Here is a 26,042-nt window from a genome sequence, read left to right as displayed (position 1 = left end):
ATGTTTGATTTGACGGGAAAGAACGCGCTGGTCACCGGCGCATCCGGGGGCATTGGTGCCGAAATTGCGCGCCAGCTTCACGCGGCAGGCGCGACGGTCGGCTTGTCTGGCACGCGGGTTGATCCATTGGAGGCTTTGGCGGCCGAATTGGGTGAACGCGCGCATGTTTTGCCCTGTAACCTCAGCGATATGCAGGCGGTAGACGCCTTGCCCAAACAAGCCGTGGAGGCGATGGGGTCGGTCGATGTTTTGGTGAATAACGCCGGGATTACGCGCGACAACCTGTTCATGCGCATGTCGGATGACGAATGGCAGTCCGTTCTGAATGTGAATCTTACTGCGACATTCAAGCTCTGCAAGGGCGTCATGCGTGGCATGATGAAGTCCCGTTGGGGTAGGATCGTGAATATTTCGAGCGTAGTTGGGGCGACCGGTAATCCTGGACAGGCGAATTATGCCGCCTCCAAAGCGGGCATGGTCGGCATGTCCAAAAGCCTTGCTTATGAGGTTGCAAGCAGGGGCATCACGGTAAATGCCGTGGCCCCGGGATTCATCGAAACGGCGATGACGGACAAGCTCAACGATGATCAAAAGTCTGCAATCATGGGACAAATTCCCGCTGGCCGGATGGGAACGCCTGGCGAGATCAGCGCAGCAGTGCTGTACCTTGCAAGTCCGGAGGCCGCCTATGTTACAGGTACGACCTTGCATGTGAATGGTGGTATGGCCATGTTGTAGATGCGGTTTGTGCCTCCCGTATAGAGAGTGCACATTCCGTTTGCCATCCGTGCCGCTTGTGCTAAAGGGGGCAAAGTTTTGACCCTGTATGTGCGTAGAGGCATGCAGAACGATCCGGCAAAACCGCAGCGTGTTTGCGATTTGCTGGGCAGAGCCGCCCTTTTTGGGGCACACGTTTGCCGATCTCGACAGAGCCGAGGCGGGGAACAACCGAAAGGGGCCAGTTTTGGCCCGAACGAATGAGGGACTAATATGAGCGACATCGCAGATCGCGTTAAGAAAATCGTTGTGGAGCACCTGGGTGTTGAAGAGGACAAAGTGGCAGAAAACGCTTCGTTCATCGACGACCTTGGCGCCGACAGCCTCGACACTGTTGAGCTGGTGATGGCATTTGAGGAAGAGTTCGGCATAGAGATCCCCGATGATGCTGCCGAAACCATCCAGACTTTTGGTGACGCGGTGAAGTTCATTACCGAAGCCTCCTGAAGGTATGCGGGTTCTGCCCGCTCTTTAAAAATACAAAGGCGTCTTTCCGCAGGGAGGGACGCCTTTTGCTATTGCGACATCGCTTGGGGGTTGAAAAGATGCACCCTATTGCGCAACTCTCAGTCCAGAGGGCGCAAAACCCCGCCACCAGAACAGAGGCAGCGAGATGTCGCGCACCATTCCGACGATCAATACATCCCGGCTGACGTTGCGTGGCATGCGGCCTGAGGACTTCGGCAGGTTCGCGGAAATCTGGGCCATGCCGGAAGTTGTGATGCATATCAACGGAGAAATCTGGCCCCGGAGCAAAGCATGGTCGGCGTTCCTGCGCCATGCCGGCCATTGGCAAATCACTGGGTTCGGGATTTGGGCCATTCAGCAACACCGGATGCCGCAGATTTCTGGTCAGGTTGGTTTTTCCTACAACAAGCGCGATCTGGGTGAGGATTTCGATGAGTTTCCGGAGGCGGGTTGGGTTTTGGCCCCGGAGGCCCATGGTCAGGGATTCGGGATAGAAGCGGTACGTGCCGCTCATGACTGGTTTGACCGCGTCGTGACGGGGCAATTGGTGTGCATGATTGCGCCCGAACACAGCGCATCCGTAAAGATTGCCGAAGCCGCGGGGTATGTGCATTTGCGCGATGCCGAATATGAGGGCAGTCCCGTACGCCTGATGGTGCGAAAAGGCCCGCCGCAATAATAGGTCGAAGGTCACCACCCCGCCGCGCCCTTGCACAAAAACCTCGCAAGGCTGTATGGGGGGAGACGAAAAGAAGAGGGGCATTACGATGCGCAGAGTTGTTGTCACAGGCTTGGGACTGGTTACACCGCTGGCTGACGGGGTTGAAGCGAGCTGGTCTCGGCTTCTTGAGGGTCAATCAGGCGCGGGACCAATCACCGGATTTGACCCCGGAAAACTGGTCACACAATACGCGTGCGAAGTTCCGTTGGGTGATGGCTCGGACGGGACCTTCAATGCGGATACGTATCTGGCGCCGAAAGATCAGCGCAAGGTCGATACCTTTATCATGTTTGGCCTCGCGGCAGCGCAGCAGGCCGTTGAAGATTCCGGATGGCAGCCCGAGGACACGGAAAGCCTCGAACGCACGGGCGTTTTGATCGGATCCGGGATCGGTGGTTTGAATTCCATCGCAAACACGGCTGTGATGATGCATGAAAAAGGGCCGCGCCGGGTGTCGCCGTTCTTTGTGCCGGGCGCTTTGATCAACCTGATTTCCGGTCAGGTGTCCATCAAGTATGGCTTCAAGGGCCCGAACCATTCGGTGGTCACCGCCTGTTCCACAGGAGCGCATGCCATTGGGGATGCGGGCCGTCTGATCGCCTTTGGTGATGCGGATGTGATGATCGCTGGAGGCGCCGAGGCGGCCATTTGCGAGATTGGAATCGCAGGTTTCAACGCCTGCAAGGCATTGAGCACCAAACGCGGCGATGACCCGCAAAAGGCCAGCCGACCCTATGATGTGGACCGGGACGGGTTTGTCATGGGCGAGGGTGCGGGCGTTGTTGTGCTGGAAGAATATGAGCACGCCAAGGCGCGCGGCGCGAAGATTTACGCCGAGGTGTTGGGCTATGGCTTGTCCGGGGACGCCTATCACATCACGGCTCCCTCCGAGGACGGCGAAGGCGGCGAACGCGCCATGCGCAATGCGTTGCGCAATGCCGGGCTGGCACCAACGGACATCGATTATATCAACGCGCATGGCACATCGACCATGGCCGATACAATCGAGTTGGGGGCCGTTGAACGGGTGATGGGTGATCACGCGGCGAACGTTACGATGTCTTCGACGAAATCCTCGACCGGGCACCTTTTGGGAGCTGCGGGAGCAATCGAGGCGATCTTTTCGATCCTTGCGATCCGCGATCAGGTTGTGCCGCCGACAATCAATCTGGACAATCCCGCCGTTGAAACGCCGATTGACCTGGCACCAAATGCCAAGCGCGAGCGGGAAGTAAATGTGGCCTTGTCAAATTCCTTTGGCTTTGGGGGCACCAACGCCAGCGTGATTTTCGGAAAGGTAAGCTGATGTGGCGACACATCGCGTCCAACGCGGTTACCATGCTGATTGTGCTGCTTTTTCTGATGGGCGGCGTGATCCTGTGGGGTCGGGGGCAGTATGATGCTGCGGGGCCGCTGCAGCAGGCGATCTGCTTGCAGGTGCCCAGTGGAACCAACATGCGCCGTGTCAGCGTCGATCTGGAGGAGCAAGGTGCGGTCAGTTCGCCGGCGATTTTCAGGATGGGTGCGGATTATGCGGATAAGACAACCCAGTTGAAGGCCGGGAGCTACCTGCTCGATCCCGGCGCTTCCATGGCAGACATTGTTGATATCGTGACCCGTGGCGGTGCCAGCACCTGCGGCACCGAAGTGGTGTACCGCATTGGGGTCAATCGCCTTGGCATTCAGGTGCGCGAATTGGATCCGGAGACAAATCGATTTGCGGAACGTGCGAATTTTACGCCTGCCGAAGAAGACACACCCGAAATTTATGGCGAGAAAAAAGCGCAGGCGGATACACGCTTTCGCGTGGCGTTGGCCGAAGGCGTGACCAGCTGGCAAGTTGTGGAAAGCCTGAAGTCAATGGATGTGCTGGAGGGCGCAGTTGCCGAATTGCCGCCCGAAGGGTCGCTGGCCCCGGACAGTTATGAGGTACGGCCGGGCGATGATCGTGCGGACATCATTGCGCGCATGCAATCTGCGCAGGAGCTGCGGGTCGCGCAGGCGTGGCAGAACCGGGATGAAGACCTGCCTGTGAAAACGCCTGAGGAATTGTTGGTGCTCGCCTCGATTATCGAAAAAGAAACCGGGGTCGCCGAAGAGCGCGGGCAGGTGGCCAGTGTTTTTGTGAACCGCTTGAACCGGGGGATGCGTCTGCAGACCGACCCCACGGTGATCTACGGCGTAACCAAAGGGCAGGGCGTTCTGGGGCGCGGGTTGCGCCGCAGCGAATTGCGTGCAGCAACGCCTTGGAACACCTATGTGATCGAAGGTTTGCCACCGACACCGATTGCGAACCCGGGGACAGAAAGTCTGCAGGCGGCGGCACGGCCTTTGGAAACGGAATACGTGTTTTTCGTGGCGGACGGCACGGGCGGACATGCCTTTGCCACAACGCTGGATGAGCACAATCGCAACGTGGCCAAGTGGCGTCAGATCGAGGCGGAAAGGGCCAACCAAACCTCCGGCAATTGAGCGTTGCAAACAAGGTCTGCTGAAGCCCGTCTAAACGATGTAGTGGCGTGGATTTGGAGAGTTGAAATTAACTTTCGTTAACTGCACCGTACGGTTATCTTTTTGGTTTCACTGGAATTTTCTTGACTTTGCGCACGGTTGAACGTATAACTTGTGACATGCTAGAAGAAGTGGGCAGACGACCCCGGGAGTGATCCCGCAGGGTCGTTTTTTCGTTTCTCTCGTGCGGAGACTACGCGCATGAGAGGTAAAGACCTGAATGACTTTAATCACCCCAGAGCTCGTAGAGTCGCAAACCGAAGACCTGTTAAACTCGGTCATCGGTTCCATCAAAGATTTGCGTAATGAACTTCAAGACCTCAAAGAACGGGTCCGCGAAACAGATGGTGCAGTGACGGCGCAGGGGTCCAAGACCGTGACACAGGCCGTGTCGCTCTTGGAGACTTGCCAGAAAGTGGAGAACCGCCTTGTCGAATGTCGCAGTAAACACGCAGGAATCGTCCGTGGGGGCTACGCCCTCGATCTCGAAAGAGCACGGGCTAGTATTGGGTGCAAGCTGGATCGGCTCCGCTGCACGCGACCTACAGGACCAATTTCTGAATGATCTAACGGAGGGAGAGCTTCTGGCTCTCCCTTACTTGTTCGAATTTTGGGCGATGGAACATCAGTTGCCGCCAGAGGGAGACTGGCGGTCCTGGGTAATCATGGGCGGACGCGGGGCGGGGAAGACCCGCGCAGGCGCCGAATGGGTACGCGCACAGGTTGAAGGGTCCAAACCCACAGATGAAGGGCGCTCCCGTCGCGTCGCATTGGTGGGTGAGACCTTTGATCAGGTGCGCGAAGTAATGGTTTTTGGCGACAGCGGCATTCTTGCCTGTTCGCCGCCCGACAGGCGACCCGTTTGGGAGGCGGGGCGCAAACGGCTGGTTTGGCCAAATGGTGCAATTGCATCGGTTCACTCTGCATTTGATCCAGAAGGGCTCAGAGGGCCGCAGTTTGATGCCGCATGGGTGGATGAACTGGCCAAGTGGAAAAAGGCCGAAGACACATGGGATATGTTACAATTTGCCTTGCGGCTTGGAGAGAAACCGCAGGTCTGTGTCACAACAACACCGCGCAACGTGGGTGTTTTAAAAAAGCTGCTGAAGTCACCCTCAACCGTGCTGACGCAGGCCCCGACCGAAGCGAACGCTGCGAACCTGGCATCCTCGTTTCTTGAAGAGGTGCGCGAGCGTTACAAGGGAACACGCCTTGGACGTCAGGAACTGGACGGTATTTTACTGGAAGACGCGGAGGGCGCTTTGTGGTCCTCGGCAGGCATCGAAAAATGTCGCGTCATGGACATGCCGGATTTAGACCGGATCGTTGTGGCAATCGACCCCTCTACGACCGGTGGGGTGGCCTCGGATGAATGCGGTATCGTGGTCGCAGGGGTAAAAATGGGCGGTGCGCCACAGGATTGGCGCGCGGTCGTTCTGGCGGATTGCACCGTGGCCGGTGCATCCCCCGCCGGTTGGGCGCAAGCAGCGATTTCGGCGATGGAGCAATACGGCGCGGACCGTTTGATCGCCGAAGTTAATCAGGGCGGGCAGATGGTTGCAGAAGTCTTGCGCCAGGTGGATCCGCTGGTTCCCTATAAGAGCGTGCACGCCAGTCGCGGCAAGGTTGCGCGGGCAGAGCCAATAGCTGCCCTTTATGAACAAGGGCGCGTGCGTCATATGCCCGGGCTGGATGGGCTCGAAGATCAGATGTGTCGCATGACCTTGCAGGGTTACGAAGGCAAGGGCTCGCCCGACCGGGTGGATGCGCTTGTCTGGGCCTTGCATGAATTGATGATCGAGCCTGCCGCCAACTGGCGGGCTCCGCGCGTGCGCTCTTTGTAACCAGCGCGCGTTTTTGACGTAATCAAAGGGCTTAAGAGCACCGTACGGTAGCTTCGCATCTTTGAAATCCTAATCAGACATATTCGTGGCTGCAAGATCAGCCCTGCGCTGTGAAACCTGGCGCAGGTGTATTTGGTATGCGAGCGACCACATGAGGAGCAAACGACATGGTTTTTGACTTTCTAAAGCGCGGCACGCCACCGGAGGTGCTTGAGCAGAAAGCGAGTGCCACCGGGCCTGTCGTGGCCTATCAAACCTCTGGGCGCGTCGCATGGAGCCCGCGGGACGCGGTGTCACTGACCCGCACCGGATTTTCAGGCAACCCTGTCGGGTTTCGGTCAGTCAAGCTGATTGCAGAAGCAGCGGCAGCCCTGCCTTTGGTCCTGCAGGACAACGAACAGCGCTATGACGCCCATCCGATCATTGATCTCGTATCGCGTCCAAACCCGATGCAGGGCCGCGCGGAACTGCTTGAGGCGCTGTACGCGCAGTTGCTGCTGACTGGGAATGGCTATGTCGAGGCGGTTGCAGATGAGAGCGCTCTGCCTATCGAGCTGCATGTCTTGCGCTCTGATCGTATGAGCGTTGTGCCAGGCAATGATGGTTGGCCCATCGCTTACGAATATGCCGTTGGCGGGCGCAAACACCGGTTTGATGCCACGGCTACGCAGGTGCCCATTTGCCATATCAAAAGCTTCCATCCTCAGGATGACCACTATGGTTTCACCCCGATGCAGGCAGCGGCGATGGCAGTGGATGTGCATAATTCCGCCAGTCGCTGGTCGAAATCCTTACTGGACAACGCCGCACGCCCATCGGGTGCGATCGTTTACCGGGGGGCTGAAGGGCAAGGCACAATGGCCAATGATCAATATGACCGTCTGGTCAGCGAAATGGAAAGCCACCATCAGGGCGCGCGCAACGCAGGTCGCCCAATGCTGCTTGAGGGCGGATTGGATTGGAAGCCGATGGGCTTTTCCCCCTCGGACATGGAGTTTCAGAAAACCAAGGAAGCCGCAGCGCGCGAGATCGCTCTGGCCTTTGGGGTGCCGCCGATGCTCTTGGGCATTCAGGGAGATGCAACATACGCGAACTATCAAGAGGCACACCGGGCGTTCTATCGCCTGACAGTTTTGCCGCTGGCAACGCGTGTCACCGCGGCGATCGCGAACTGGATCGCAGCCTACACAGGCGAGCAACTCGTATTGAAACCCGATTTGGATCAGGTGCCTGCACTTGCCGCGGAGCGCGATGCGCAATGGAGCCGGGTCGCGCAGGCGGACTTCCTTAGTCAGGCGGAAAAGCGGTCGCTACTGGGATTGCCAACGGTGAGTGCGGATGAGTGATGCGGATTTTGAAAGATTTCAATGCGCGCCAGGTTTGAAGCTGCAGGCGCATGAGCGTGTCGCCGAGATTCAACATGACAATCTGATCCGGCGCTTGGACCGGGTCGAGGAAATGATGGAACGACTCGAGAAAAGGCTGTGGCTGACGGTCTATGGAATTGTCGCGATGTTTCTCGGTCAAGCGTTGCAATCGGTTTTGGTTGCCGTGCCATGAACGGGACGGCGAAGAAAGTTATCATGAGGAGTGAGGCCATGGATATCGATGCCAGGCTGGAGCGTAAATTTGCCCGTTTTGGTGATGCGCTGGAAGTGGAAGACGGTTGCGTGATCAGCGGCTATGCAAGTCTGTTTGGTGCCGTGGATCAGGGCAATGATGTGGTTGAGGCGGGAGCCTATGCGGCATCTTTGGCAGCCCTGACAACCAAAGGCACCAAAGTCAAAATGCTGTGGCAACATGATCCAACCCAACCAATCGGAATTTGGGATGAGGTGCGCGAAGATGTGCGCGGGCTTTGGGTCAAGGGGCGGTTGCTGGAGAGCGTTGCCAAAGGCCGCGAGGCCGCCGCGTTGATTGAGGCAGGCGCGATCGATGGATTATCCATCGGATATCGCACCAAGAAAGCCATCAAGAACACCAAGGGCCAGCGGCTCTTGAAGGAACTGGAGCTTTGGGAAGTGTCGCTGGTGACCTTCCCCATGCTTCCCAGTGCGCGGGTTGCGGGCAAATCGGAGGACACCGAATTTGATCGTTCCCTGCGTGACATGGCCGCGGTCTTTGCAGGCGCGCGCGCTGATCTGGCGCGCCGCTAACGCGCCCCTTTCGTCCCGGCCGTGGGGGGACCTGCGGCTTTAACACTACACCATTGAGGATCTGCCAATGAGCAAGACCGAAGCAAAGGCGGCGGGCGGGGAAGGTTTGTCCCCTGCCGAGGACGTCAGACAGGCCGTAACCGGCTTTGTAAATGATTTCAAGAGTTTCCAAACCGATATTGAGACCAAACTTCAACAAACAGAAGAGCGACTGAGCATGCTGGACCGCAAAACACACACCCCCCAACGTAGCCCTCTTGGTGGCGCCATTGATGCTGGCGCACCGCATCAGAAAGCGTTTAACGCCTACCTGCGTTCGGGTGATGATGATGGCCTGCGTGGCCTGGAAATGGACGTGAAATCACTGTCCTCGGCCGTGAATTCGGATGGTGGTTACCTTGTGGACCCCCAGACTTCGGAGTCGGTGAAATCGGTTCTGAACGCAACCGCGTCGATCAGATCCATTGCAGCTGTAGTCAATGTTGAAGCCACCTCCTATGACGTGCTGGTGGATCACACCGACGTCGGTGCTGGCTGGGCCTCCGAGACAGCGTCCTCCGTAGAAAGTGATACGCCCCAACTCGACCGTATCACTATTCCGCTACACGAATTGAGCGCTTTGCCCAAGGCGTCCCAGCGTCTGCTGGATGACAGCGCATTCGACATTGAATCCTGGTTGGCCAGCCGTATCGCGGATAAATTTGCGCGTGCCGAGGCAGCTGCATTCGTAACCGGCGATGGTGCAGACAAGCCCAAAGGCTTCCTGACCCATACGGCTGTAGACAACGATGTCTGGGCATGGGGCAACTTGGGGTACATCCCAACCGGACAGGGTGGTGACGTATCGGCGGATTCCATCATTGATTTGGTCTACGCGCTGGGTGCTGAATACCGTGCCAACGCAACGTTTGTGATGAATTCAAAAACTGCTGGCCTTGTGCGCAAACTCAAAGACAACGATGGTCGGTTCTTGTGGTCTGATGGTCTGGCCGCCGCAGAGCCTGCACGTTTGATGGGGTATCCGGTGCTGATTGCTGAAGACATGCCGGACGCGTCCAACAACGCGATGGCTATTGCCTTTGGCGACTTTGCTAACGGTTACACAATTGCCGAGCGCCCTGACTTGCGCGTTCTGCGTGATCCCTTCAGTGCCAAGCCACATGTGCTTTTCTATGCCACAAAGCGCGTTGGTGGGGATGTCAGCGATTTTTCCGCGATCAAGCTGCTGAAATTCGGCACCTCCTAAACCGGAGTGCCGAAGCCGGAGCCGGGGAAACTCCCCGTGCTTCGGTCCGGGTGCGTGCCGGAACATATGTGTTGTCTAGCTGCTCCCCTCCGACCGAGCAATGCAGATGGGTACGCGCCCGGATCCTTAGTGATCGGGAGCAAGTAATTGGAGACATTCCATGATGTTGATCGAAGAGACGACGGTGCCGGATGCTGCACTTCCAGTCGATGAATTCAAAGCACATCTGCGGCTTGGCACCAGCTTTGGTCAAGATAGCACGCAGGACGAAGTTCTGAGTGGGTTTTTACGCGCCGCGATGGCCGCCGTCGAGGCACGCACAGGTAAGATATTGTTGAGCCGACCTTTTAGCTGGTCCCTGACGTTCTGGCGTGACCGGGACGCACAGGTCTTGCCTGTGGCACCGGTTGCGAGCTTGACACGGGTGGCGATGGTTGCGCGCGATGGCAGCGAAGCAGAAATCCCATCCGGGTACTATTGGTTGGAGCGCGACAGTCAACACCCACGGATGCGGTCCGTTGGTGCCAGTTTGCCCGCAATCCCGCAAGGTGGGTCAGCGGTTCTGGAGTTTGAGGCAGGATATGGCACGGTGTGGAGTGATTTGCCCGTGGACTTGCGCCAAGCTGTCTTGCTCTTGGCCTCGCATTACTACGAGTACCGTCATGAAACATCTCTCAGCGAAGGCTGCATGCCATTTGGCGTGTCCAGCCTGATAGAGCGCTACAAGGTTATGCGGTTGGGATCGGGAGCACGGCGATGAAAGCTCCGCGCCTGAACCGAAAGCTGATCCTCGAAGATCCGCAAATGGCCCCTGATGGTTCCGGAGGTTTCGTTGAAACCTGGCAGGCTCTTGGAACGCTTTGGGCGCAGGTTGTAGCGCGTTCCGGTCGCGAGACGGCGCAATCTGGCGCTTCGATTTCGGCTGTGAGTTACCGGATTATCGTGCGCGGCGCGCCCGACGGAGCACCGAACCGACCCAAACCAGAACAGCGGTTTCGCGATGGCGAACGGTTTTTCATGATCCAGGCGGTTGCCGAAGATGATGCCGATGGGCGCTATATCACCTGCTTTGCAACACAGGAGACAGCAGTATGAGCTACGCTCTTTCAGGTGTATTGCAGACCGCGATTTATGATGCTCTCGTCACGGATGCGACGCTGTCCGCGCTCGTTGGAACCGATGTTTACGACGCGGTACCAACGGGAAATCTGCCGGATACCTATGTCAGACTGGGCGGCGAGCAGGTGCGTGACGCATCCGATCAGACCGGGAATGGTGCTCTGCATACCCTCGATATTTCGGTGTTCACTTCTCAGCCAGGCTTCTCCGGTGCCAAGGCAGTTGCCACGGCGGTATCGGATGCTCTGCAGGATGCGGATCTTTCACTAAGCAGGGGTCGTCTGGTTTACCTGCGGTTTCAGCGCGCGGAAGCGCGACGCGTTGACAAAAACGCTGTCCGAGAAATTCGGATGCGGTTTCGCGCCCGTGTCGAAGATGAATAACCTTTTGATTTCAAACAGGAGATAACCCATGGGTGCTCAGAACGGAAAAGACCTCTTGATCAAGGTCGATATGGCGGCCGACGGCCAGTTTACCACTTTGGCGGGGTTGCGTGCGACGCGGGTCAGCTTCAATGCGGAGACAATCGATGTCACCAGTCTGGAGAGCAAGGGGGGGTGGCGCGAATTGCTGTCCGGGGCGGGTGTGCGGTCGGTTTCGATCAGCGGATCCGGTGTGTTCCGCGACGCTGACACGGATGAGCGAGCGCGGCAGTTGTTTTTTGATGGTGAAGCGCCGGGTTTCCAGGTGGTGATCCCGGATTTTGGGATTGTCGAAGGCCCGTTTCAGGTAACGTCGATTGAATACGGTGGCAGCCACAATGGCGAAGCAACCTATGAGCTGTCCCTGGCCAGTGCCGGTTCGCTGACGTTCACGGCGATCTGATTATGGCTAATCCCTGGAGGGGCGATGTGGCCTTGGGCATTAACGGGGAAACCCACGTGATGCGTTTGACGCTTGGCGCCTTGGCCGAGTTGGAAGCCGAATTGAAAACGGGTTCGCTGATGGCAATGGTTGAGCGTTTTGAGAGCGCCACATTTACCAGTCAGGACGTGCTGGCGTTGCTGCGGGCAGGCCTCAGAGGTGGAAAATGCGATGTTACTGACGAACAGCTTTTTCACGCAGAAATTGCAGGTGGTCCAATCGCCGCTGCACGTGCGGCAGCTGAATTGCTGACGCGGGCGTTTACGGTCGCTGAGGCATGAGCACGCTGGATTGGCCAGCTTTGATGAAAGTTGGGCTGCGAGGCTTGCGATTGTCCCCAGAAGCGTTCTGGGCGCTGACGCCAGCAGAGTTCCAATTGATGCTGGACGAACCCGGAAAGACAGGACCGCTGCTGAGTACCGGTCTTGATGCATTGATGGCGGTCTACCCGGACAAAGAAAGTAAGGATGAGGGCGATGATGGATGATGGCTTTGACGATTTTGAACAGCGCGCCGATGATCTGAACGACACTCTTTCGCAGACAAGCGTTTTGGTGACCGGTTTTGATAGTGAGCTGAGGCGTATGAAAACCTCGCTTGAAGCAACCGGCAGGGATATTGCGGTTCTTGAGCGTGGTCTGAGCAAAGGGTTGCGTCGCGCTTTTGACGGCGTCGTCTTTGATGGGTTGAACCTCTCAGACGCGTTGACGACCTTGACTGAAAGCCTCGCCAACACCGCATACAACGCGGCAATAAGCCCCGTCACCAGCCATGTGGGTGGATTGCTGGCTCAAGGCGTCGATGGGTTGGTTGGCAATATTCTGCCCTTTGCCGACGGTGCACCGTTCAGTCAGGGGCGCGTAATGCCCTTTGCGACCGGCGGGATTGTAAGTGGTGCTACGCCGTTCGGAATGCGCGGCGGCATGGGCGTGATGGGAGAGGCGGGGCCTGAGGCCATCATGCCGCTTGCGCGCGGCCCCGACGGCAAGCTTGGCGTGCGTGGCGCTGGTGGTGGGGGTGGCACTGTTGTGATGAATATTACCACGCCGGACGTTCAAGGCTTCCAACGCAGCCAAGGTCAGATCGCAGCCCAGATGTCGCGTGCCTTGGGACGTGGTCAACGTAATCGCTAAATTGAGGGGAGCAGAGAGATGCAATTCCATGAAGTCAGATTTCCAGCCACGTTGAGCTTTGGCTCGGTCGGTGGTCCCGAGCGACGCACCGATGTTGTGACAATCAGCAACGGTTATGAAGAGCGTAACTCTCCCTGGGCGCATTCGCGTAGGCGCTATGACGCGGGAATGGGCATGAGGTCATTGGATGACATCGAGACGCTGATTTCCTTTTTTGAAGCGCGTTTTGGCCAGCTGTTCGCCTTTAGATGGAAGGACTGGTCGGATTATCGATCTGCCAAACCTTCGCAGGATGTTTCCGCCTTTGATCAGGCATTGGGAACTGGTGATGGCGTGCGGCTCGAATTTCCGCTTATCAAAACCTATCAATCCGGAGCGTATGATTACTCGCGCCCTATCGGCAAGCCGGTGGAGGGGTCGGTGCGCGTTGGTGTTGCCGGGAGTGAGTTGACGGTTGGGACGGACTATTCAGTGGATGCAAGTAGTGGTTTGGTCACGCTTCAACAGGCGCCTCCAACCGGTGCCGAGGTTACAGCCGGATTTGAGTTTGACGTTCCAGTTCGCTTTGATACGGACCGAATTCAAACAAGCATCGCGAGTTTTAAGGCGGGTGAAGTACCGAATGTCCCCATTGTTGAGGTACGGATCTGATGTCGGAAATTGATGCGGGTCTTCAAGCACACCTCGAAGGTGGATTAACCACTGTCGCGCATGCATGGGCGATCAAAAGAAAAGACGGTATCGTGCTTGGCTTTACAGATCATGATCGCGAAATCAGTTTCGACGGGATCACGTTTCGTGCGGACACTGGGTTGAGTGCGTTGTCTCTGGCCCAGAGCACAGGTCTTTCAGTTGACAACACTGAAGCCTTGGGTGCGCTGAGTGATCTTTCAATTCGCGAGGATGAGATCGAGCAGGGCCGGTTTGATGAAGCAGAAGTTGAAGCATGGTTGCTGAACTGGAAAGACGTAAGCCAGAGATGGCTGCAGTTTCGCGGTACGATCGGCGAATTGCGCCGCGCGGACAACGGTTTTCAGGCGGAGCTACGAGGTTTGACCGAAGCCCTGAACCGTCCTTTGGGCAGGGTATATCAAAAACCATGCACGGCGGTTTTGGGAGATAGCACCTGCAAGGTTGATCTTTCCGGAGCACAGTACTCCATCGAACTTGCAATCGAAGAAGTGTCGCAATCCCGAGTATTCAAATGGGGCTTTTTTGATACTTTTGAAACCAGTTGGTTTGCCCGTGGACGACTGGAGGTTCTTTCCGGTTCCGCATCGGGGTTATGGGGCATGGTCAAACAGGACCGTTTCGAGGGTACACAGCGTATCGTTGAGCTTTGGGAGCCGATACGAAGCCCCCTGGAGCCAGGTAGCTTGGTTCGCCTGACCGTTGGCTGTGACAAACGCAGTGCTACCTGCCGCAATAAATTTTTTAACCTTCTGAATTTTCAAGGCTTTCCTGATGTTCCGAGTGAGGATTGGATGTTGGCTGTTCCAAAATCAACAGGTGCAAACACAGGGGGAAGCCGAAGATGACACCCCTGCAAAACCAAATCGTAGCAGAAGCGCGAACATGGATTGGAACGCCATATATTCACCAGTCCGCAGTAAAAGGTGCCGGCGCAGATTGCCTCGGACTTTTGCGCGGCATATGGCGATCACTACATGGCAATGAACCCGAAGCGGTTCCCGCATATTCCATGGACTGGTCCGAGCCACAAGGTGAAGAGCGTTTGTGGGATGCTGCCTTGCGCCATCTCCAACCCAAGGATCTGGACGTCGAGGCACCGGGTGACGTTTTGCTTTTTCGCATGCGTGCCGGTGGCGTTGCAAAACATCTCGGAATTGCCGGCAGAATAGGCGAACAGGCAAGCTTCATTCATGCTTATTCCAATTACGGTGTCATCGAAAATTCTTTGAGCTTTCCATGGCGGCGCCGTGTCGTCGCCCGCTTTAAATTTCCAGAGGAGGCCTCCTGATGGCAACGATAGTTCTTTCAGCGGTCGGCGCAGCAGTCGGCGGCTCCATTGGCGGGACCGTGGCCGGTCTTTCAACGGCGGTTATAGGTCGGGCTGTCGGAGCCACAATAGGCAAGGTCATTGACCAAAAGCTGTTGGGGCAGGGATCCGAGGTCGTAGAAACGGGGCGCGTCGACCGTTTTCGGATATCAAGTGTTGGCGAAGGTGAAGCGCTTGCCCAAGTGTATGGTCGTATGCGTCTTGGTGGCCAGGTCATATGGGCGTCTGACTTTCTGGAAACTGTTACTGTATCTGGCGGCGGAGGTGGAGGCGGCAAGGGATCCTCAAGTCAACCGCAAACCCAAACACAAACCCGCAGCTACTCTTATTCGGTGAACTTGGCTGTCGCCATTTGTGAGGGCGAGATAACTCGAATTGGCCGTATTTGGGCAAACGGCGAGGAAATTGCTCCGGATGATCTGAATTTGCGCATTTATCGGGGTGGCGCTAGTCAACTGCCCGATCCTGCGATCGAAGCGATCGAAGGCCCAGGTAATGTTCCGGCGTATCGGGGCACAGCTTACGTTGTTATCGAAAACCTTGGTCTGGAACGTTTTGGCAACCGGATTCCCCAGTTTTCGTTCGAAGTCTCGCGGCCAGAGCAGCGAGATGAGGAAGATGTCGAACTGGCATTAACTTACGCCATAAAGAGTGTCGCGATAATTCCAGGCACTGGCGAATACTCGCTTGCAACCACGCCTGTTCACTACACCAGTGGACCCGGCAGTCGGTGGAGCGCAAACATCAACACCCCAAATGAGAAAACCGATTTCTCTGTCTCGCTGGACAGTCTTGTTCAGGATTTACCAAATTGCCAAGGGACATCTCTTGTCGTGTCATGGTTTGGGAGCGACTTGCGCTGTGGGTCTTGTGCCGTTCGTCCACGAGTTGAAAAAAAACTCTATGATGGTGAAAACATGCCTTGGTCTGTTGCTGGTCTGACCAGGTCTTCAGCCCAGGCGATGCCCACCGTTGATGGGCGGCCAATTTATGGCGGCACACCAACTGATGTTTCAGTTGTTCAAGCAATTCAAGCCATGCGCGCTGTTGGAAAAAAGGTGATGTTTTATCCCTTTATACTTATGGATCAATTGAGCACTAACGCGCTGCCGAATCCGTATTCGCCTGGAGATACCCAACCCAGACTGCCTTGGCGCGGTAGAATAACCCTGTCACGCGCGCCAGGTGTTGCAGGATCGCCGGATGGGACACCCAGCGCCGATGCGCAAGTCAATGCATTCTTCGGTAATGCAAAGGCCTATCATTTTTCAACCGCAGGACCTTCAGTTTATTATGCTGGTCCAAGTGAATGGACATTCTCTCGCTTCGTTCTGCACTATGCCGCTCTGTGCAAGGCCGCTGGCGGTGTTGAGGCATTTTGCATCGGTTCTGAAATGCGTGGGCTGACCCAGATACGCGGTGCGGGGAACAGCTTTGTTGCGGTACAAAAGCTGCGTGCGCTTGCTGCTGAGGTGCGCGCCATCTTGGGACCCCATACTAAAATAAGTTACGCTGCCGATTGGAGTGAGTACTTTGGGTATCAGCCGCAAGATGGATCGAATGATCGCTATTTTCACCTTGATCCACTTTGGGCTGATCCCAATATCGACTTCATTGGTATAGACAATTACATGCCGATATCCGATTGGCGCGATGGGGACGCTCATTTGGATGTTGGTGCAGGATCAATTTATGATTTGGACTATCTGCAAAGCAATATTGCCGGCGGGGAGGGCTACGATTGGTTCTATGCATCAGATGAGGCTGCCGCGGCACAGAATCGAACAGCGATCGAAGATGGTGCGCACGGAGAACCATGGGTTTACAGATACAAAGATATCAAGAATTGGTGGTCCAGTGCGCATCATGATCGGGTAGGCGGGTCCAGATCGAACTCCCCGACTGCATGGGTTCCGGGGTCTAAACCGGTTTGGTTTACCGAGATGGGTTGTGCTTCGATTGACAAGGGCACGAACCAACCCAACAAGTTTATTGACATGAAATCATCTGAAAGCAGTTTGCCGAAGTACTCCAATGGCGCGCGCGACGATTTTATTCAGGCTCAGTACATTCGAGCCATGGTGTCATATTGGGCAAAAGAGGAAAACAACCCCATCTCAGCCATTTATGGATTGCCGATGGTCAACATGGACCGCGCCTTTGTTTGGGCTTGGGATGCGCGCCCGTATCCATATTTTCCAAATAATTCTAGCCTGTGGACGGATGCTGTAAACTATGCCCGAGGCCATTGGATCAATGGGCGAACATCTGCACGCCCGCTCGCTTCCGTGGTCGGAGAAATTTGCAGAAAAGCAGGTTTGACCAACTTCGATACCAGTCGTCTGTACGGTACTGTGCGCGGTTACACCGTCAGTGATGTGAACGATGCGCGCGCGTCTTTGCAACCACTGATGCTTCGATATTCCTTTGATGCAGTGGAGCGCGATGGGCTGTTGATATTCCGAATGCGACAGGGTCAAGTTCCGATCCCACTAGAACACAGCGTGTTGGCCGTAAGTGAGGAATTGGACGGTGCGGTCGAGCAATCCAGATCTGCCCAGGCTGAGATGGCCGGACGTGTCAGGCTCCGCTTTGTGCAAGCCGATGCTGAGTTTGACGTGCTTGCCGAAGAATCTGTATTGGCAGATGAGCGCACGCATTCGGTTTCGACATCGGAGATACCCCTTGCATTGACCCGTGGTGAAGGACGGCAAGTCGCGGAGCGCTGGCTGACAGAAGCGCGTGTCGCGCGCGAGGCGATCCGTTTCGCTTTACCACCTTCTTGCCTTACAATAGGAGCTGGTGACGTTGTTGAGCTCAAAGGAGATCAATCCGAAGGCCGCGCCCTGTACCGGATAGATAGTGTCGAACAAGGCATGCTGCAAATTGTTGAGGCTGTGCGCATCGAGCCTGAAGTTTACACGTCAGCTGAGATGATTGACGACATCCCGAGCCCAAAAGCTTTTGTACCGCCTGTTCCGGTGTCGGCTCTTTTTCTTGATCTGCCCTTACTTACTGGTGATGAGGTGCCGCATGCGCCTCACGTGGCTGTGACTGCAAACCCATGGCCCGGGGCTGTGGCCATATATCAATCATCGAGTGACAGCAATTACCGCTTAATGAATCAGGTCCCCGCGCGATCAACAATGGGGATTACGCAATCAAATTTGACGGCTGCCCCATCAGGCCGCCTGGATAATGGCGTACCGTTGGAAGTCAAACTCATCAGTGGTTCACTGAGTTCAGTCGAGCATGAAGCCTTACTGACCGGCGCAAATCTGGCGGCAATTGGAGATGCGAGCGCGGACAATTGGGAGATCTTTCAGTTCGGTAAGGCAGAGCTGGTTGATACAGATACCTATCAGCTAAGCTCCAGGCTTAGGGGGCAACTTGGTAGTGATGGTTTAATGCCTGCTGTCTGGCCCACCGGGTCGTGGTTCGTATTGCTAAACGGCTTGCCAGACCAAATTGATTTGAGCCGTAACTTACGACGGGTGTCCCAAACCTATCGGATCGGTCCTGCTAGGCGGCCTGTTGACGATGTATCGTTCATACAGGGGACGCTGGCATTCAACGGCAACGGAGAACGCCCTTATTCACCGGCTCATCTGAGCGCGCGCTTTGATGAAGTCGGAGATTTGAACGCATCCTGGATTAGAAGGACGCGAATTGACGGTGACAGTTGGGATGTTCTTGAAATTCCTCTGGCGGAGGAATCCGAACGCTATCGCGTACAAGTCGTTAAGAATGGGATCGTTATTCGTGAGGACATAGTTTCCAAGGAAGAATGGCTTTACTCTGCGACCCAGCAAGTGGCGGATGGAGCATCTCTGCCTTATCAGATCAAAGTGGCGCAATTGTCCGCTGTATTTGGCGCTGGGCTATCGCAGGATTTGGATGTGACAGGCTAAGACTTCATAATCGATTAATAGGTGGGCCTTCAGGCCGCTTTGTTTGGGAGGCATCGCTGAACCTGGATCCAACTTGTTTCGATGCCTCTGCGGTAATTGCAGATTGGGCATCGATTCGCCCTTGAATTGTCAGGCTGTGGTCTGGGTTGGCAACAAAGCGAGGTTTGGTTCGTCCGGCGCCAGCTCTATTTGCGCTTTGACCGCGGGTGGCGAAACATTCCCGTTTCAGCGATACGGTCGCGCAGACGATAGGGATTGTTAGCTGACTCTTGGCTTCTGCGCTCATTGTGAGACGGCTTTGATATACCTTGGACGTTCTATGGACTGGCATGGATCATCCCTTTTATCATAAAATTCTCTCGCCCATATTGCTGCAGCGCTGGTCTTGATTGACTTTGACCTCCTGGACCCTTTCAATCGGCCTGTCCGTCGCACAATTGAAATGCGAGTAAGTCGACACGATTCTCCTTGGAAGGCGCGGACGTGTGATCGCTTCCAAGGCAAGAAATCCCAGTTTTTGCGCTGCATTGGCGTCATTCCAAATCATCCAAACAACTCGCTCGTCGACTTGTGCCCTCACCCGAATAAGTCACGTCGTTTTGGATGTTACATTTCACGTTCCGACTGTCGGAGGCTCGCCTAAGACAGCGTATGCGGTTTTCAAATTCAAAGTGACTCCATCGGATTCTGATATGGGTGCCATCACGAATTTGCGTTTGGGTTTTCCTTAGTAGATAAGTTAAACCTGTAAGCAGAAAGGATCATCGTTATGGCAAAGCCCAAACATAATATTTCCGCTGTTGACCCGGCTTGGGACCAGATCTGCAGCGAGGCACGTCAAGCCACAAAGGATGAGCCTCTTATGGGCGGCTTCCTGCATGCTTGCATTTTGCACCATAAGAGTATCGAGAAAGCATTGTCGTACCGGATCGCCGCCAAGCTTGCCTCAAATGAGATGTCGATGGTGGTCGTTCGTGAGATGGTTGAGGAAGCATATGCCGAGGCACCCGATCTTGTTCAGGCGGCCCGCGCAGACCTTGTGGCGATTTACGAGCGTGATCCAGCTTGCCACCGACTGCTTCAGCCGATCCTCTATTTCAAAGGCTACCAGGCGATGCAGGCTTACCGCGTCGGGCATCATTTATGGACAAAAGGTCATCGTGATCTGGCATACTTTGTTCAAATGCGCGTGTCTGAGATATTTGGTGTGGACATCCACCCCGCCGCGCGCATCGGAAAAGGCATCATGATTGACCATGCCCATTCGATCGTAATTGGCGAAACTGCTGTGGTTGGTGACAATGTCTCCATGCTACATTCTGTGACTTTGGGAGGCACAGGCAAGGAAGAAGAAGATCGCCATCCAAAAATTGAGGATGGAGTTTTGATCGGCGCGGGCGCCAAAGTTCTGGGAAATATCCGTGTCGGGCAATGCAGCCGTATTGCCGCTGGATCTGTTGTTTTAGAAGAAGTGCCGGCGTGCAAGACAGTAGCCGGAATTCCGGCGCGCATCGTCGGAGAGGCGGGATGCGACCAACCTGCTATTTCGATGAACCATATGCTTGGTCCTCGAAATTAAATCAATCGAACCAGAAGCTAAAAAGCCGGGACCCAGTGGTCCCGGCTTTTTCATGTCAAACGATGCGCTCTGTCAGGCCAGCATCATCATAGGATTCTCGAGGTTTTCCTTGATGGATTGCAACAGTTGCGCGCCGAGCGCCCCATCGATCACGCGGTGATCAACCGATAAAGTCACCGACATGACCGTTGCAACGCTCAATTCGCCGTCTTTGCCGACGATAGGCTTTTTGACACCTGCACCAACGGCAAGAATCGCGCCATGTGGCGGGTTTATGACTGCATCGAAGTTATCGATACCAAACATGCCCAGATTTGATATTGCAAAGCTACCGCCTTGATATTCATGGGGAGCAAGTTTTCGGTCGCGTGCACGACCTGCAAGGTCTTTCATTTCGGCGGACAGCGCGGAGAGCGATTTCATCTCTGCATCTTTCAGAACGGGCGTGAACAATCCACCGTCTATTGCAACCGCCACAGCAACATCTGATGGTTTCAGCTTCAGGATACGATCCCCCGCCCAAACGGCATTCGCTTCGGGGACTGCCTGCAGCGCAAGTGCACTTGCCTTGATGATGAAATCGTTGACTGACAGTTTTACACCCCGGCTTTCCAACTGTTTGTTCAACTCACCTCTGAATTTAAGCAGTGCATCCAGCTCTATATCGCGACGTAAATAGAAATGGGGAATGGATTGCTTGGCCTCGGTCAGGCGGGCTGCAATGGTTTTACGCATACCATTGAGGCTGATTTCCTCAAATTCGCGCCCCTCATACATCGCCATTACTGCGTCAGCAGCCGGGCCAGTCGCCATGGCAGGTTTGGCCTGTGAGGCGGCAGGGGCCACAGGTGCGGCAGAGGACGACGGTTTTGCGTCCGCAGCGCTCAATCCCTCGACATCCGCCTTAACAATACGCCCATGCGGGCCGGAACCTTTGAGATTTTTCAGATCAACGCCCTTTTCTGCTGCCAATCGGCGTGCAAGAGGCGAAGCAAAAATGCGAGTGCCATCAGCCGCCTGTGGTGCGGCGGGCGCAGGCGCTGCGGCGGCAGCAGGTGCAGAAGCGGTCTGTGGAACCGTTTCACTTTCTGTCGGGGTTGCGGGCGCCGCCGGAGCTGGCGTGTTGCCGATGTCGTCAGCGCTCTCACCGTCCTCCAACAAGATCGCGATGGCGGTGTTCACTTTCACGCCTTCGCTGCCTTCAGAGATCAGGATCTTTCCGATGGTCCCTTCGTCTACGGCTTCAAATTCCATCGTTGCTTTGTCGGTTTCAATTTCGGCCATGATGTCACCAGAAGACACGGTGTCCCCTTCCTTGACGTGCCATTTGGCCAAAGTGCCTTCTTCCATGGTCGGGCTCAGGGCGGGCATGAGGATTTCTGTAGGCATCTTGCGCGCTCCTTAATTATACGTGACTTGTTTGACCGCCGCGATGACCTCATCCGTGGTCACCAGCGCCAGTTTTTCGAGATTGGCCGCATAGGGCATTGGAACATCCTTGCCAGTACAGTTGATCACAGGCGCATCGAGATAGTCGAATGCCTCCTGCATGATTACTGAGCTGATGTAATTCCCCACGGATCCTTGCGGCCAGCCTTCTTCGACGGTCACGCAACGATTTGTTTTCATGACCGATTTAATGATGGTTCCGGTATCCATCGGACGCAATGTCCGCAAGTCGACAACTTCTGCAGAAATGCCGTCTTCTGCCAGTTTGTCCGCCGCGGCCAGCGCGTATTGCATGCCGATTCCAAAGCTGACGATTGTGACGTCGTCGCCTTCGCGCCAGATGCGGGCTTTGCCAAACGGTACCGTATAATCCTCAAGGTCCGGCACATCGAAGGTACGTCCGTAGAGGATTTCGTTCTCCAGGAAAATCACAGGGTTCGGATCGCGAATGGCCGTTTTCATCAAGCCTTTGTAATCCGACGCGGAATAGGGCATCGCAACTTTGAGACCGGGTACTTGCATGAACCAAGCCGCATAATCCTGGCTGTGTTGTGCGCCGACGCGCGCAGCGGCACCGTTAGGACCGCGGAACACCATAGGTGCGCCCATTTGGCCGCCGGACATATAAAGCGTTTTGGCCGCAGAGTTGATGATCTGGTCCATCGCCTGCATGGCGAAATTGAAGGTCATGAACTCCACTATTGGTCTCAGACCGCCAAAGGCAGCACCTGTGGCGATCCCGGCGAACCCATGTTCCGTGATCGGTGTGTCAATGACGCGTTTGTCGCCAAATTCATCCAGCATGCCTTGCGAGATTTTATAAGCCCCCTGGTATTCCGCAACTTCTTCGCCCATGAGAAAGACGCTGTCATCACGGCGCATCTCTTCGGACATGCCGTCTCGCAGCGCTTCACGCACCGTCTGTTCCTTGAGTGCCGTGCCTTCCGGCCAGTCGGGTGACGTGTCAGTCTGCGGCGCAGCAGGGGCAGGCGCCTCGGCGGCCGCTGTCGCGGACGCCTCGCCGCCTGCATCGGCAGCGGGCGCTGCCTCTGGCGGTGCGGCAGACGCAGCGTCCATCGCTGAGGCATCTTCACCTTCTTCGAGCAGGATCGCGATTGCGGTATTCACTTTCACACCCTCGGTGCCCTCGGCGATGAGGATTTTGCCGACGATGCCTTCGTCCACGGCTTCAAATTCCATCGTTGCTTTGTCGGTTTCAATTTCCGCCATGATGTCACCGGAGGAGACCGTGTCGCCTTCCTTGACCAACCATTTGGCAAGTGTGCCTTCTTCCATGGTCGGGCTCAGGGCGGGCATGAGAATTTCAGTAGCCATTGATCAAGCCTCCCCAGCTTTTGCGTAAATATCGGTCCACAGTTCCTCAAGCGCGGGTTCCGGCGAGGTTTTGGCGAATTCAGCGCTTTCGTTCACGATTTCCTTGATTTCCTTATCGATGGATTTGAGGTCGTCCTCGGTGGCGTGTTTTCCGGTGAGCAGCAGGGAGCGGACGTTTTCGATCGGATCACGTTCATCGCGCATTTTCTGAACTTCTTCGCGGGTACGATATTTTGCAGGATCTGACATGGAATGCCCACGGTAACGGTAGGTTTTGATTTCCAGGATGTAGGGGCCTTTGCCCGCACGGCAGGTTTCGACGGCCTTTTGACCGGCGGCTTTCACGGCCAGCACATCCATGCCGTCAACTTCTTCGCCTTTGATCCCATAGGCGGCGCCGCGTTCCCAATAGCTGGGAGAGTGCGTGGAGCGTTTGGTGGAGGTGCCCATCGCGTACTGGTTGTTCTCGATCACAAAAACCACCGGCAGGTTCCAGATCTCGGCCATGTTATAGGCTTCATAGACCTGGCCCTGGTTTGCAGCACCATCTCCGAAATAGGCAAAGGTCACATTGTCGTTGCCTTTATACTTGTCGGAAAATGCCAAGCCCGCGCCAAGCGGCACCTGAGCGGCAACAATACCGTGACCGCCATAAAAGTGTTTCTCCTTGGAGAACATGTGCATGGAGCCACCCTTACCTTTGGAATAGCCGCCCTCGCGCCCTGTCAGCTCCGCCATAACGCCTTTGGGGTCCATGCCGCAGGCCAGCATATGGCCGTGGTCACGATAGGATGTAACACGTTTGTCGCCGTCCTTGGCCGTTGCCTCAAGCCCCACAACAACCGCTTCCTGTCCGATGTAGAGGTGACAGAACCCGCCAATTAAACCCATTCCGTAGAGCTGCCCGGCCTTTTCTTCAAAGCGCCTAATCAACAGCATATCGCGGTAGTAGGCTTTCAGATCCTCCGCAGATACATTTGGTTTCTTGGCTGGTTTTCGTGGTGCCATCAGAGCGGTTCTCCCTCGTCGCGCCCATGATCGGGCAGATAGTTTAGCGTTAAACTATCTTTTATCGGATTCGTAAAGCTATTGCGAGGGGCAATCTAGAGCATGGGCTGCAAGGGTTCAGAGGCCCTGTTTCGAACGATATCTATCCTAGCGGATGACGATTTCATCCGCACGGATCATCCCCAAAACGGACCGGGCCTGCTCATCCAGCAAATCGAGATCCAGAAAACCATCCGACAACCGCCGCGTCAGGTTGTCCATACGTGCCACATCCGTTTTGACTTGATCCAGGTGATCGCGCAGTGCGTCGGCTTCTGCGACAATCTCTGCCCGGCGAAAGAGGCCAAAATCACCCTGGACGGCGGCAAATGTGAAATAGGTGCCCAAGCCCATGGCAAGGGCGCAAAACACAAATGTGCCAAAAGCGGGCCGGGATGTGGGTGACATGTCTCGTAGCCTCATGATCGCCTCTTAACGGGCGTGACGAAACTATGGCACAATGGAGATATCAAGGGAATCCCCTTTGTCGTAAAACCGTTGTAAAGCTGGCATTTTTGCCGATCCTGTCCGTTGACACACCTCTTGCCATCAGGATGTCAGGGCTGCGACCCCTGGCAATTCCTTGCCTTCCATCCACTCCAGAAAGGCACCGCCGGCGGTCGAAATATATGTGAAATCCTCCGCTGCGCCGGCTTGATTGAGAGCCGCAACCGTATCCCCGCCACCCGCGACCGAAATCAATGCCCCGGCTTTGGTCAGCCGCGCGGCATCTGCTGCTGCAGCATTTGTGGCCTGATCGAAAGGTGCCATTTCGAATGCGCCGAGCGGCCCATTCCAGATCAGGGTCTTGAGATCGGCGAAGGCGTCAGACACGGCTTTGGAGCTGAGCGGCCCCGCATCAAGGACCATCTGATCGGCGTCCAGAACGGCGTCAGGCCCGAGCGCTATTACATCATGCGCTGCTCCTGCCTTGAAGTCTCGTGCGACGCGCCCGTCTACCGGCAACAAGATGCGGCATCCAGCCTCCTGCGCGCGCGCCATGATGGTTTTGGCGGTATCGATCAAATCGGGCTCTTGCAGGGATGCGCCCAGACGTGCGCCTTGTGCGGCAAGGAATGTGTTGGCCATGCCGCCGCCAATGACCAGCAGATCCAGCCGCCCCACAAGATTCTCCAAAAGGGCAATCTTGCTCGATACTTTCGCGCCCCCCACGACAGCACCGACCGGGCGTTCCGGGTGGGAGAGAGCGGCTTCCAAGGCGGAGAGTTCAGCCTGCATCAAGCGCCCGGCACATGACGGCAGCAAGTGCGCGACGCCTTCTGTTGAAGCATGTGCGCGGTGAGCGGCTGAAAAGGCATCGTTGCAATAGATGTCACCGAGGCTGGCGAGGAACTTTGCCATTGCAGGATCATTCGCCTCTTCACCCGCAGCAAAGCGGGTGTTCTCTACCAAAACGATGGAGCCTGCGGGTAGGGCTTTGAGAGCATCGACATCAGGTCGTTCAACGAACACAACCTCTTGGCCGAGCGCCAGTTGCAATGCGGGAAGGGTCACGCGCAAGGACATTTCCGGCACATATTGACCCTTGGGCCGTCCGAAATGCGCCAAAAGGATGGGGAGACCGCCGCCCGCAACAATGTCCTTGATGGTCGGGACAATGCGATCAATCCGGGTGGTATCGGTGACGTGTCCGTCTTCTACCGGAACATTGATGTCCACGCGCACCAAGACGCGTTTGCCTGCAAGGTCCATATCGTCCAGTGTCTTCCAACCCATCGTCCATTCCTTTCATGCGCCATTGCGGTGTGTTTTGCGCTTATCGGCTCAGAGGTCAATGGACTTGCTTGGCAATCTGGTCGCCACGCCTTAGGTAATCGGCAAGCTATTATCGAAGGAGCGCC

27 protein-coding genes are annotated in these 26,042 nt (G+C 55.8%); 22 read left to right on the top strand and 5 right to left on the bottom strand.

The annotated features are described in order from the left end of the window. From fabG to cysE, 22 genes are all read left to right on the top strand, one after another. Positions 1 to 738, top strand: a complete 738-nt coding sequence (gene fabG, locus R8G34_02745; protein ID MDW3221798.1) for a 3-oxoacyl-[acyl-carrier-protein] reductase — start codon at positions 1 to 3, stop codon at positions 736 to 738. A gap of 252 nt (positions 739 to 990) precedes the next feature. Continuing rightward, the gene (locus R8G34_02740) at positions 991 to 1,224 is read left to right on the top strand and encodes an acyl carrier protein (GenBank protein MDW3221797.1); all 234 of its coding nucleotides are present in this window, start codon (positions 991 to 993) and stop codon (positions 1,222 to 1,224) included. Between the two features lie 166 nt (positions 1,225 to 1,390). Further along, on the top strand, positions 1,391 to 1,924 hold the full coding sequence (locus R8G34_02735; GenBank protein ID MDW3221796.1) for a GNAT family N-acetyltransferase: 534 nt from the start codon (positions 1,391 to 1,393) through the stop codon (positions 1,922 to 1,924). An 88-nt stretch (positions 1,925 to 2,012) separates the two neighbouring features. Beyond that, complete coding sequence (gene fabF, locus R8G34_02730; GenBank protein ID MDW3221795.1) at positions 2,013 to 3,272, top strand: beta-ketoacyl-ACP synthase II; 1,260 nt, start codon at positions 2,013 to 2,015, stop codon at positions 3,270 to 3,272. Next, entirely contained in the window at positions 3,272 to 4,438 is a 1,167-nt protein-coding gene (mltG, locus tag R8G34_02725; protein ID MDW3221794.1) for an endolytic transglycosylase MltG, read from the top strand. The genes fabF and mltG overlap by 1 nt, the downstream gene beginning before the upstream one ends. Positions 4,439 to 5,094: 656 nt before the next feature. Next, positions 5,095 to 6,321, top strand: coding sequence for a terminase family protein (locus tag R8G34_02720; GenBank protein ID MDW3221793.1), 1,227 nt, complete (start codon positions 5,095 to 5,097; stop codon positions 6,319 to 6,321). Between the two features lie 167 nt (positions 6,322 to 6,488). Then, positions 6,489 to 7,667 carry a phage portal protein gene (locus tag R8G34_02715; GenBank protein ID MDW3221792.1) on the top strand — a complete coding sequence of 393 codons (1,179 nt, stop codon included), beginning with the start codon at positions 6,489 to 6,491 and terminating at the stop codon, positions 7,665 to 7,667. Beyond that, positions 7,660 to 7,881 (top strand): hypothetical protein, encoded by a 222-nt coding sequence (locus tag R8G34_02710; protein MDW3221791.1) that lies wholly within the window; start codon positions 7,660 to 7,662, stop codon positions 7,879 to 7,881. Before R8G34_02715 ends, R8G34_02710 begins: the two co-directional genes overlap by 8 nt. 38 nt (positions 7,882 to 7,919) lie before the next feature. After that, the gene (locus tag R8G34_02705) at positions 7,920 to 8,477 is read left to right on the top strand and encodes an HK97 family phage prohead protease (protein ID MDW3221790.1); all 558 of its coding nucleotides are present in this window, start codon (positions 7,920 to 7,922) and stop codon (positions 8,475 to 8,477) included. Between the two features lie 67 nt (positions 8,478 to 8,544). Beyond that, on the top strand, positions 8,545 to 9,723 hold the full coding sequence (locus R8G34_02700) for a phage major capsid protein (GenBank protein MDW3221789.1): 1,179 nt from the start codon (positions 8,545 to 8,547) through the stop codon (positions 9,721 to 9,723). Positions 9,724 to 9,883: 160 nt separating this feature from the next. Further along, positions 9,884 to 10,483 carry a head-tail connector protein gene (locus tag R8G34_02695; protein MDW3221788.1) on the top strand — a complete coding sequence of 200 codons (600 nt, stop codon included), beginning with the start codon at positions 9,884 to 9,886 and terminating at the stop codon, positions 10,481 to 10,483. Then, the gene (locus R8G34_02690) at positions 10,480 to 10,818 is read left to right on the top strand and encodes a phage head closure protein (GenBank protein MDW3221787.1); all 339 of its coding nucleotides are present in this window, start codon (positions 10,480 to 10,482) and stop codon (positions 10,816 to 10,818) included. The genes R8G34_02695 and R8G34_02690 overlap by 4 nt, the downstream gene beginning before the upstream one ends. After that, positions 10,815 to 11,225 carry a DUF3168 domain-containing protein gene (locus R8G34_02685; GenBank protein ID MDW3221786.1) on the top strand — a complete coding sequence of 137 codons (411 nt, stop codon included), beginning with the start codon at positions 10,815 to 10,817 and terminating at the stop codon, positions 11,223 to 11,225. The genes R8G34_02690 and R8G34_02685 overlap by 4 nt, the downstream gene beginning before the upstream one ends. Before the next feature lie 28 nt (positions 11,226 to 11,253). Then, a complete protein-coding gene (locus R8G34_02680) occupies positions 11,254 to 11,667 on the top strand; it encodes a phage major tail protein, TP901-1 family (GenBank protein ID MDW3221785.1) in 414 nt (137 codons plus the stop codon). A gap of 2 nt (positions 11,668 to 11,669) precedes the next feature. Next, positions 11,670 to 11,987: a gene transfer agent family protein gene (locus tag R8G34_02675; protein ID MDW3221784.1), complete on the top strand. Its 318-nt coding sequence runs from the start codon at positions 11,670 to 11,672 to the stop codon at positions 11,985 to 11,987. Next, entirely contained in the window at positions 11,984 to 12,193 is a 210-nt protein-coding gene (locus R8G34_02670; protein MDW3221783.1) for a phage tail assembly chaperone, read from the top strand. The genes R8G34_02675 and R8G34_02670 overlap by 4 nt, the downstream gene beginning before the upstream one ends. Next, entirely contained in the window at positions 12,183 to 12,839 is a 657-nt protein-coding gene (locus R8G34_02665) for a phage tail tape measure protein (GenBank protein MDW3221782.1), read from the top strand. The genes R8G34_02670 and R8G34_02665 overlap by 11 nt, the downstream gene beginning before the upstream one ends. An 18-nt stretch (positions 12,840 to 12,857) precedes the next feature. Next, positions 12,858 to 13,490, top strand: a complete 633-nt coding sequence (locus R8G34_02660) for a DUF2460 domain-containing protein (GenBank protein MDW3221781.1) — start codon at positions 12,858 to 12,860, stop codon at positions 13,488 to 13,490. Beyond that, positions 13,490 to 14,377 carry a DUF2163 domain-containing protein gene (locus R8G34_02655; GenBank protein ID MDW3221780.1) on the top strand — a complete coding sequence of 296 codons (888 nt, stop codon included), beginning with the start codon at positions 13,490 to 13,492 and terminating at the stop codon, positions 14,375 to 14,377. Before R8G34_02660 ends, R8G34_02655 begins: the two co-directional genes overlap by 1 nt. Then, positions 14,374 to 14,820, top strand: a complete 447-nt coding sequence (locus R8G34_02650) for a peptidase (GenBank protein MDW3221779.1) — start codon at positions 14,374 to 14,376, stop codon at positions 14,818 to 14,820. The genes R8G34_02655 and R8G34_02650 overlap by 4 nt, the downstream gene beginning before the upstream one ends. Beyond that, on the top strand, positions 14,820 to 18,770 hold the full coding sequence (locus tag R8G34_02645; protein ID MDW3221778.1) for a glycoside hydrolase TIM-barrel-like domain-containing protein: 3,951 nt from the start codon (positions 14,820 to 14,822) through the stop codon (positions 18,768 to 18,770). Before R8G34_02650 ends, R8G34_02645 begins: the two co-directional genes overlap by 1 nt. Positions 18,771 to 19,539: 769 nt before the next feature. Next, the gene (cysE, locus tag R8G34_02640; GenBank protein MDW3221777.1) at positions 19,540 to 20,349 is read left to right on the top strand and encodes a serine O-acetyltransferase; all 810 of its coding nucleotides are present in this window, start codon (positions 19,540 to 19,542) and stop codon (positions 20,347 to 20,349) included. A 72-nt stretch (positions 20,350 to 20,421) separates the two neighbouring features. On the opposite strand, the gene R8G34_02635 is transcribed toward cysE, so the two are convergent. The 5 genes from R8G34_02635 to R8G34_02615 form a co-directional block, all read right to left on the bottom strand. Beyond that, entirely contained in the window at positions 20,422 to 21,738 is a 1,317-nt protein-coding gene (locus R8G34_02635; protein ID MDW3221776.1) for a pyruvate dehydrogenase complex dihydrolipoamide acetyltransferase, read from the bottom strand. Positions 21,739 to 21,750: 12 nt separating this feature from the next. After that, positions 21,751 to 23,133: a pyruvate dehydrogenase complex E1 component subunit beta gene (locus tag R8G34_02630; GenBank protein MDW3221775.1), complete on the bottom strand. Its 1,383-nt coding sequence runs from the start codon at positions 23,131 to 23,133 to the stop codon at positions 21,751 to 21,753. 3 nt (positions 23,134 to 23,136) lie between these two features. Further along, on the bottom strand, positions 23,137 to 24,141 hold the full coding sequence (gene pdhA, locus R8G34_02625) for a pyruvate dehydrogenase (acetyl-transferring) E1 component subunit alpha (protein ID MDW3221774.1): 1,005 nt from the start codon (positions 24,139 to 24,141) through the stop codon (positions 23,137 to 23,139). A 147-nt stretch (positions 24,142 to 24,288) separates the two neighbouring features. Next, positions 24,289 to 24,588, bottom strand: coding sequence for a septum formation initiator family protein (locus R8G34_02620; GenBank protein MDW3221773.1), 300 nt, complete (start codon positions 24,586 to 24,588; stop codon positions 24,289 to 24,291). A gap of 141 nt (positions 24,589 to 24,729) precedes the next feature. Beyond that, the gene (locus tag R8G34_02615) at positions 24,730 to 25,917 is read right to left on the bottom strand and encodes a phosphoglycerate kinase (GenBank protein ID MDW3221772.1); all 1,188 of its coding nucleotides are present in this window, start codon (positions 25,915 to 25,917) and stop codon (positions 24,730 to 24,732) included. Positions 25,918 to 26,042: the final 125 nt, after the last annotated feature.

Source organism: Paracoccaceae bacterium, assembly GCA_033344815.1.
Taxonomy (GTDB): Bacteria; Pseudomonadota; Alphaproteobacteria; order Rhodobacterales; family Rhodobacteraceae; genus Roseobacter.
Note: the sequence above shows the minus strand (reverse complement) of the source record. Positions and strands in the feature narration are given on the sequence as shown.

What these genes read in the sequence shown, in the direction of transcription:
- fabG (MDW3221798.1), top strand. Translation starts at nt 1, where the DNA reads ATGTTTGATTTGACGGGAAAGAACGCGCTGGTCACCGGCGCATCCGGG.
- R8G34_02740 (MDW3221797.1), top strand. Translation starts at nt 991, where the DNA reads ATGAGCGACATCGCAGATCGCGTTAAGAAAATCGTTGTGGAGCACCTG.
- R8G34_02735 (MDW3221796.1), top strand. Translation starts at nt 1,391, where the DNA reads ATGTCGCGCACCATTCCGACGATCAATACATCCCGGCTGACGTTGCGT.
- fabF (MDW3221795.1), top strand. Translation starts at nt 2,013, where the DNA reads ATGCGCAGAGTTGTTGTCACAGGCTTGGGACTGGTTACACCGCTGGCT.
- mltG (MDW3221794.1), top strand. Translation starts at nt 3,272, where the DNA reads ATGTGGCGACACATCGCGTCCAACGCGGTTACCATGCTGATTGTGCTG.
- R8G34_02720 (MDW3221793.1), top strand. Translation starts at nt 5,095, where the DNA reads ATGGAACATCAGTTGCCGCCAGAGGGAGACTGGCGGTCCTGGGTAATC.
- R8G34_02715 (MDW3221792.1), top strand. Translation starts at nt 6,489, where the DNA reads ATGGTTTTTGACTTTCTAAAGCGCGGCACGCCACCGGAGGTGCTTGAG.
- R8G34_02710 (MDW3221791.1), top strand. Translation starts at nt 7,660, where the DNA reads ATGAGTGATGCGGATTTTGAAAGATTTCAATGCGCGCCAGGTTTGAAG.
- R8G34_02705 (MDW3221790.1), top strand. Translation starts at nt 7,920, where the DNA reads ATGGATATCGATGCCAGGCTGGAGCGTAAATTTGCCCGTTTTGGTGAT.
- R8G34_02700 (MDW3221789.1), top strand. Translation starts at nt 8,545, where the DNA reads ATGAGCAAGACCGAAGCAAAGGCGGCGGGCGGGGAAGGTTTGTCCCCT.
- R8G34_02695 (MDW3221788.1), top strand. Translation starts at nt 9,884, where the DNA reads ATGATGTTGATCGAAGAGACGACGGTGCCGGATGCTGCACTTCCAGTC.
- R8G34_02690 (MDW3221787.1), top strand. Translation starts at nt 10,480, where the DNA reads ATGAAAGCTCCGCGCCTGAACCGAAAGCTGATCCTCGAAGATCCGCAA.
- R8G34_02685 (MDW3221786.1), top strand. Translation starts at nt 10,815, where the DNA reads ATGAGCTACGCTCTTTCAGGTGTATTGCAGACCGCGATTTATGATGCT.
- R8G34_02680 (MDW3221785.1), top strand. Translation starts at nt 11,254, where the DNA reads ATGGGTGCTCAGAACGGAAAAGACCTCTTGATCAAGGTCGATATGGCG.
- R8G34_02675 (MDW3221784.1), top strand. Translation starts at nt 11,670, where the DNA reads ATGGCTAATCCCTGGAGGGGCGATGTGGCCTTGGGCATTAACGGGGAA.
- R8G34_02670 (MDW3221783.1), top strand. Translation starts at nt 11,984, where the DNA reads ATGAGCACGCTGGATTGGCCAGCTTTGATGAAAGTTGGGCTGCGAGGC.
- R8G34_02665 (MDW3221782.1), top strand. Translation starts at nt 12,183, where the DNA reads ATGATGGATGATGGCTTTGACGATTTTGAACAGCGCGCCGATGATCTG.
- R8G34_02660 (MDW3221781.1), top strand. Translation starts at nt 12,858, where the DNA reads ATGCAATTCCATGAAGTCAGATTTCCAGCCACGTTGAGCTTTGGCTCG.
- R8G34_02655 (MDW3221780.1), top strand. Translation starts at nt 13,490, where the DNA reads ATGTCGGAAATTGATGCGGGTCTTCAAGCACACCTCGAAGGTGGATTA.
- R8G34_02650 (MDW3221779.1), top strand. Translation starts at nt 14,374, where the DNA reads ATGACACCCCTGCAAAACCAAATCGTAGCAGAAGCGCGAACATGGATT.
- R8G34_02645 (MDW3221778.1), top strand. Translation starts at nt 14,820, where the DNA reads ATGGCAACGATAGTTCTTTCAGCGGTCGGCGCAGCAGTCGGCGGCTCC.
- cysE (MDW3221777.1), top strand. Translation starts at nt 19,540, where the DNA reads ATGGCAAAGCCCAAACATAATATTTCCGCTGTTGACCCGGCTTGGGAC.
- R8G34_02635 (MDW3221776.1), bottom strand. Translation starts at nt 21,738, where the DNA reads ATGCCTACAGAAATCCTCATGCCCGCCCTGAGCCCGACCATGGAAGAA.
- R8G34_02630 (MDW3221775.1), bottom strand. Translation starts at nt 23,133, where the DNA reads ATGGCTACTGAAATTCTCATGCCCGCCCTGAGCCCGACCATGGAAGAA.
- pdhA (MDW3221774.1), bottom strand. Translation starts at nt 24,141, where the DNA reads ATGGCACCACGAAAACCAGCCAAGAAACCAAATGTATCTGCGGAGGAT.
- R8G34_02620 (MDW3221773.1), bottom strand. Translation starts at nt 24,588, where the DNA reads ATGTCACCCACATCCCGGCCCGCTTTTGGCACATTTGTGTTTTGCGCC.
- R8G34_02615 (MDW3221772.1), bottom strand. Translation starts at nt 25,917, where the DNA reads ATGGGTTGGAAGACACTGGACGATATGGACCTTGCAGGCAAACGCGTC.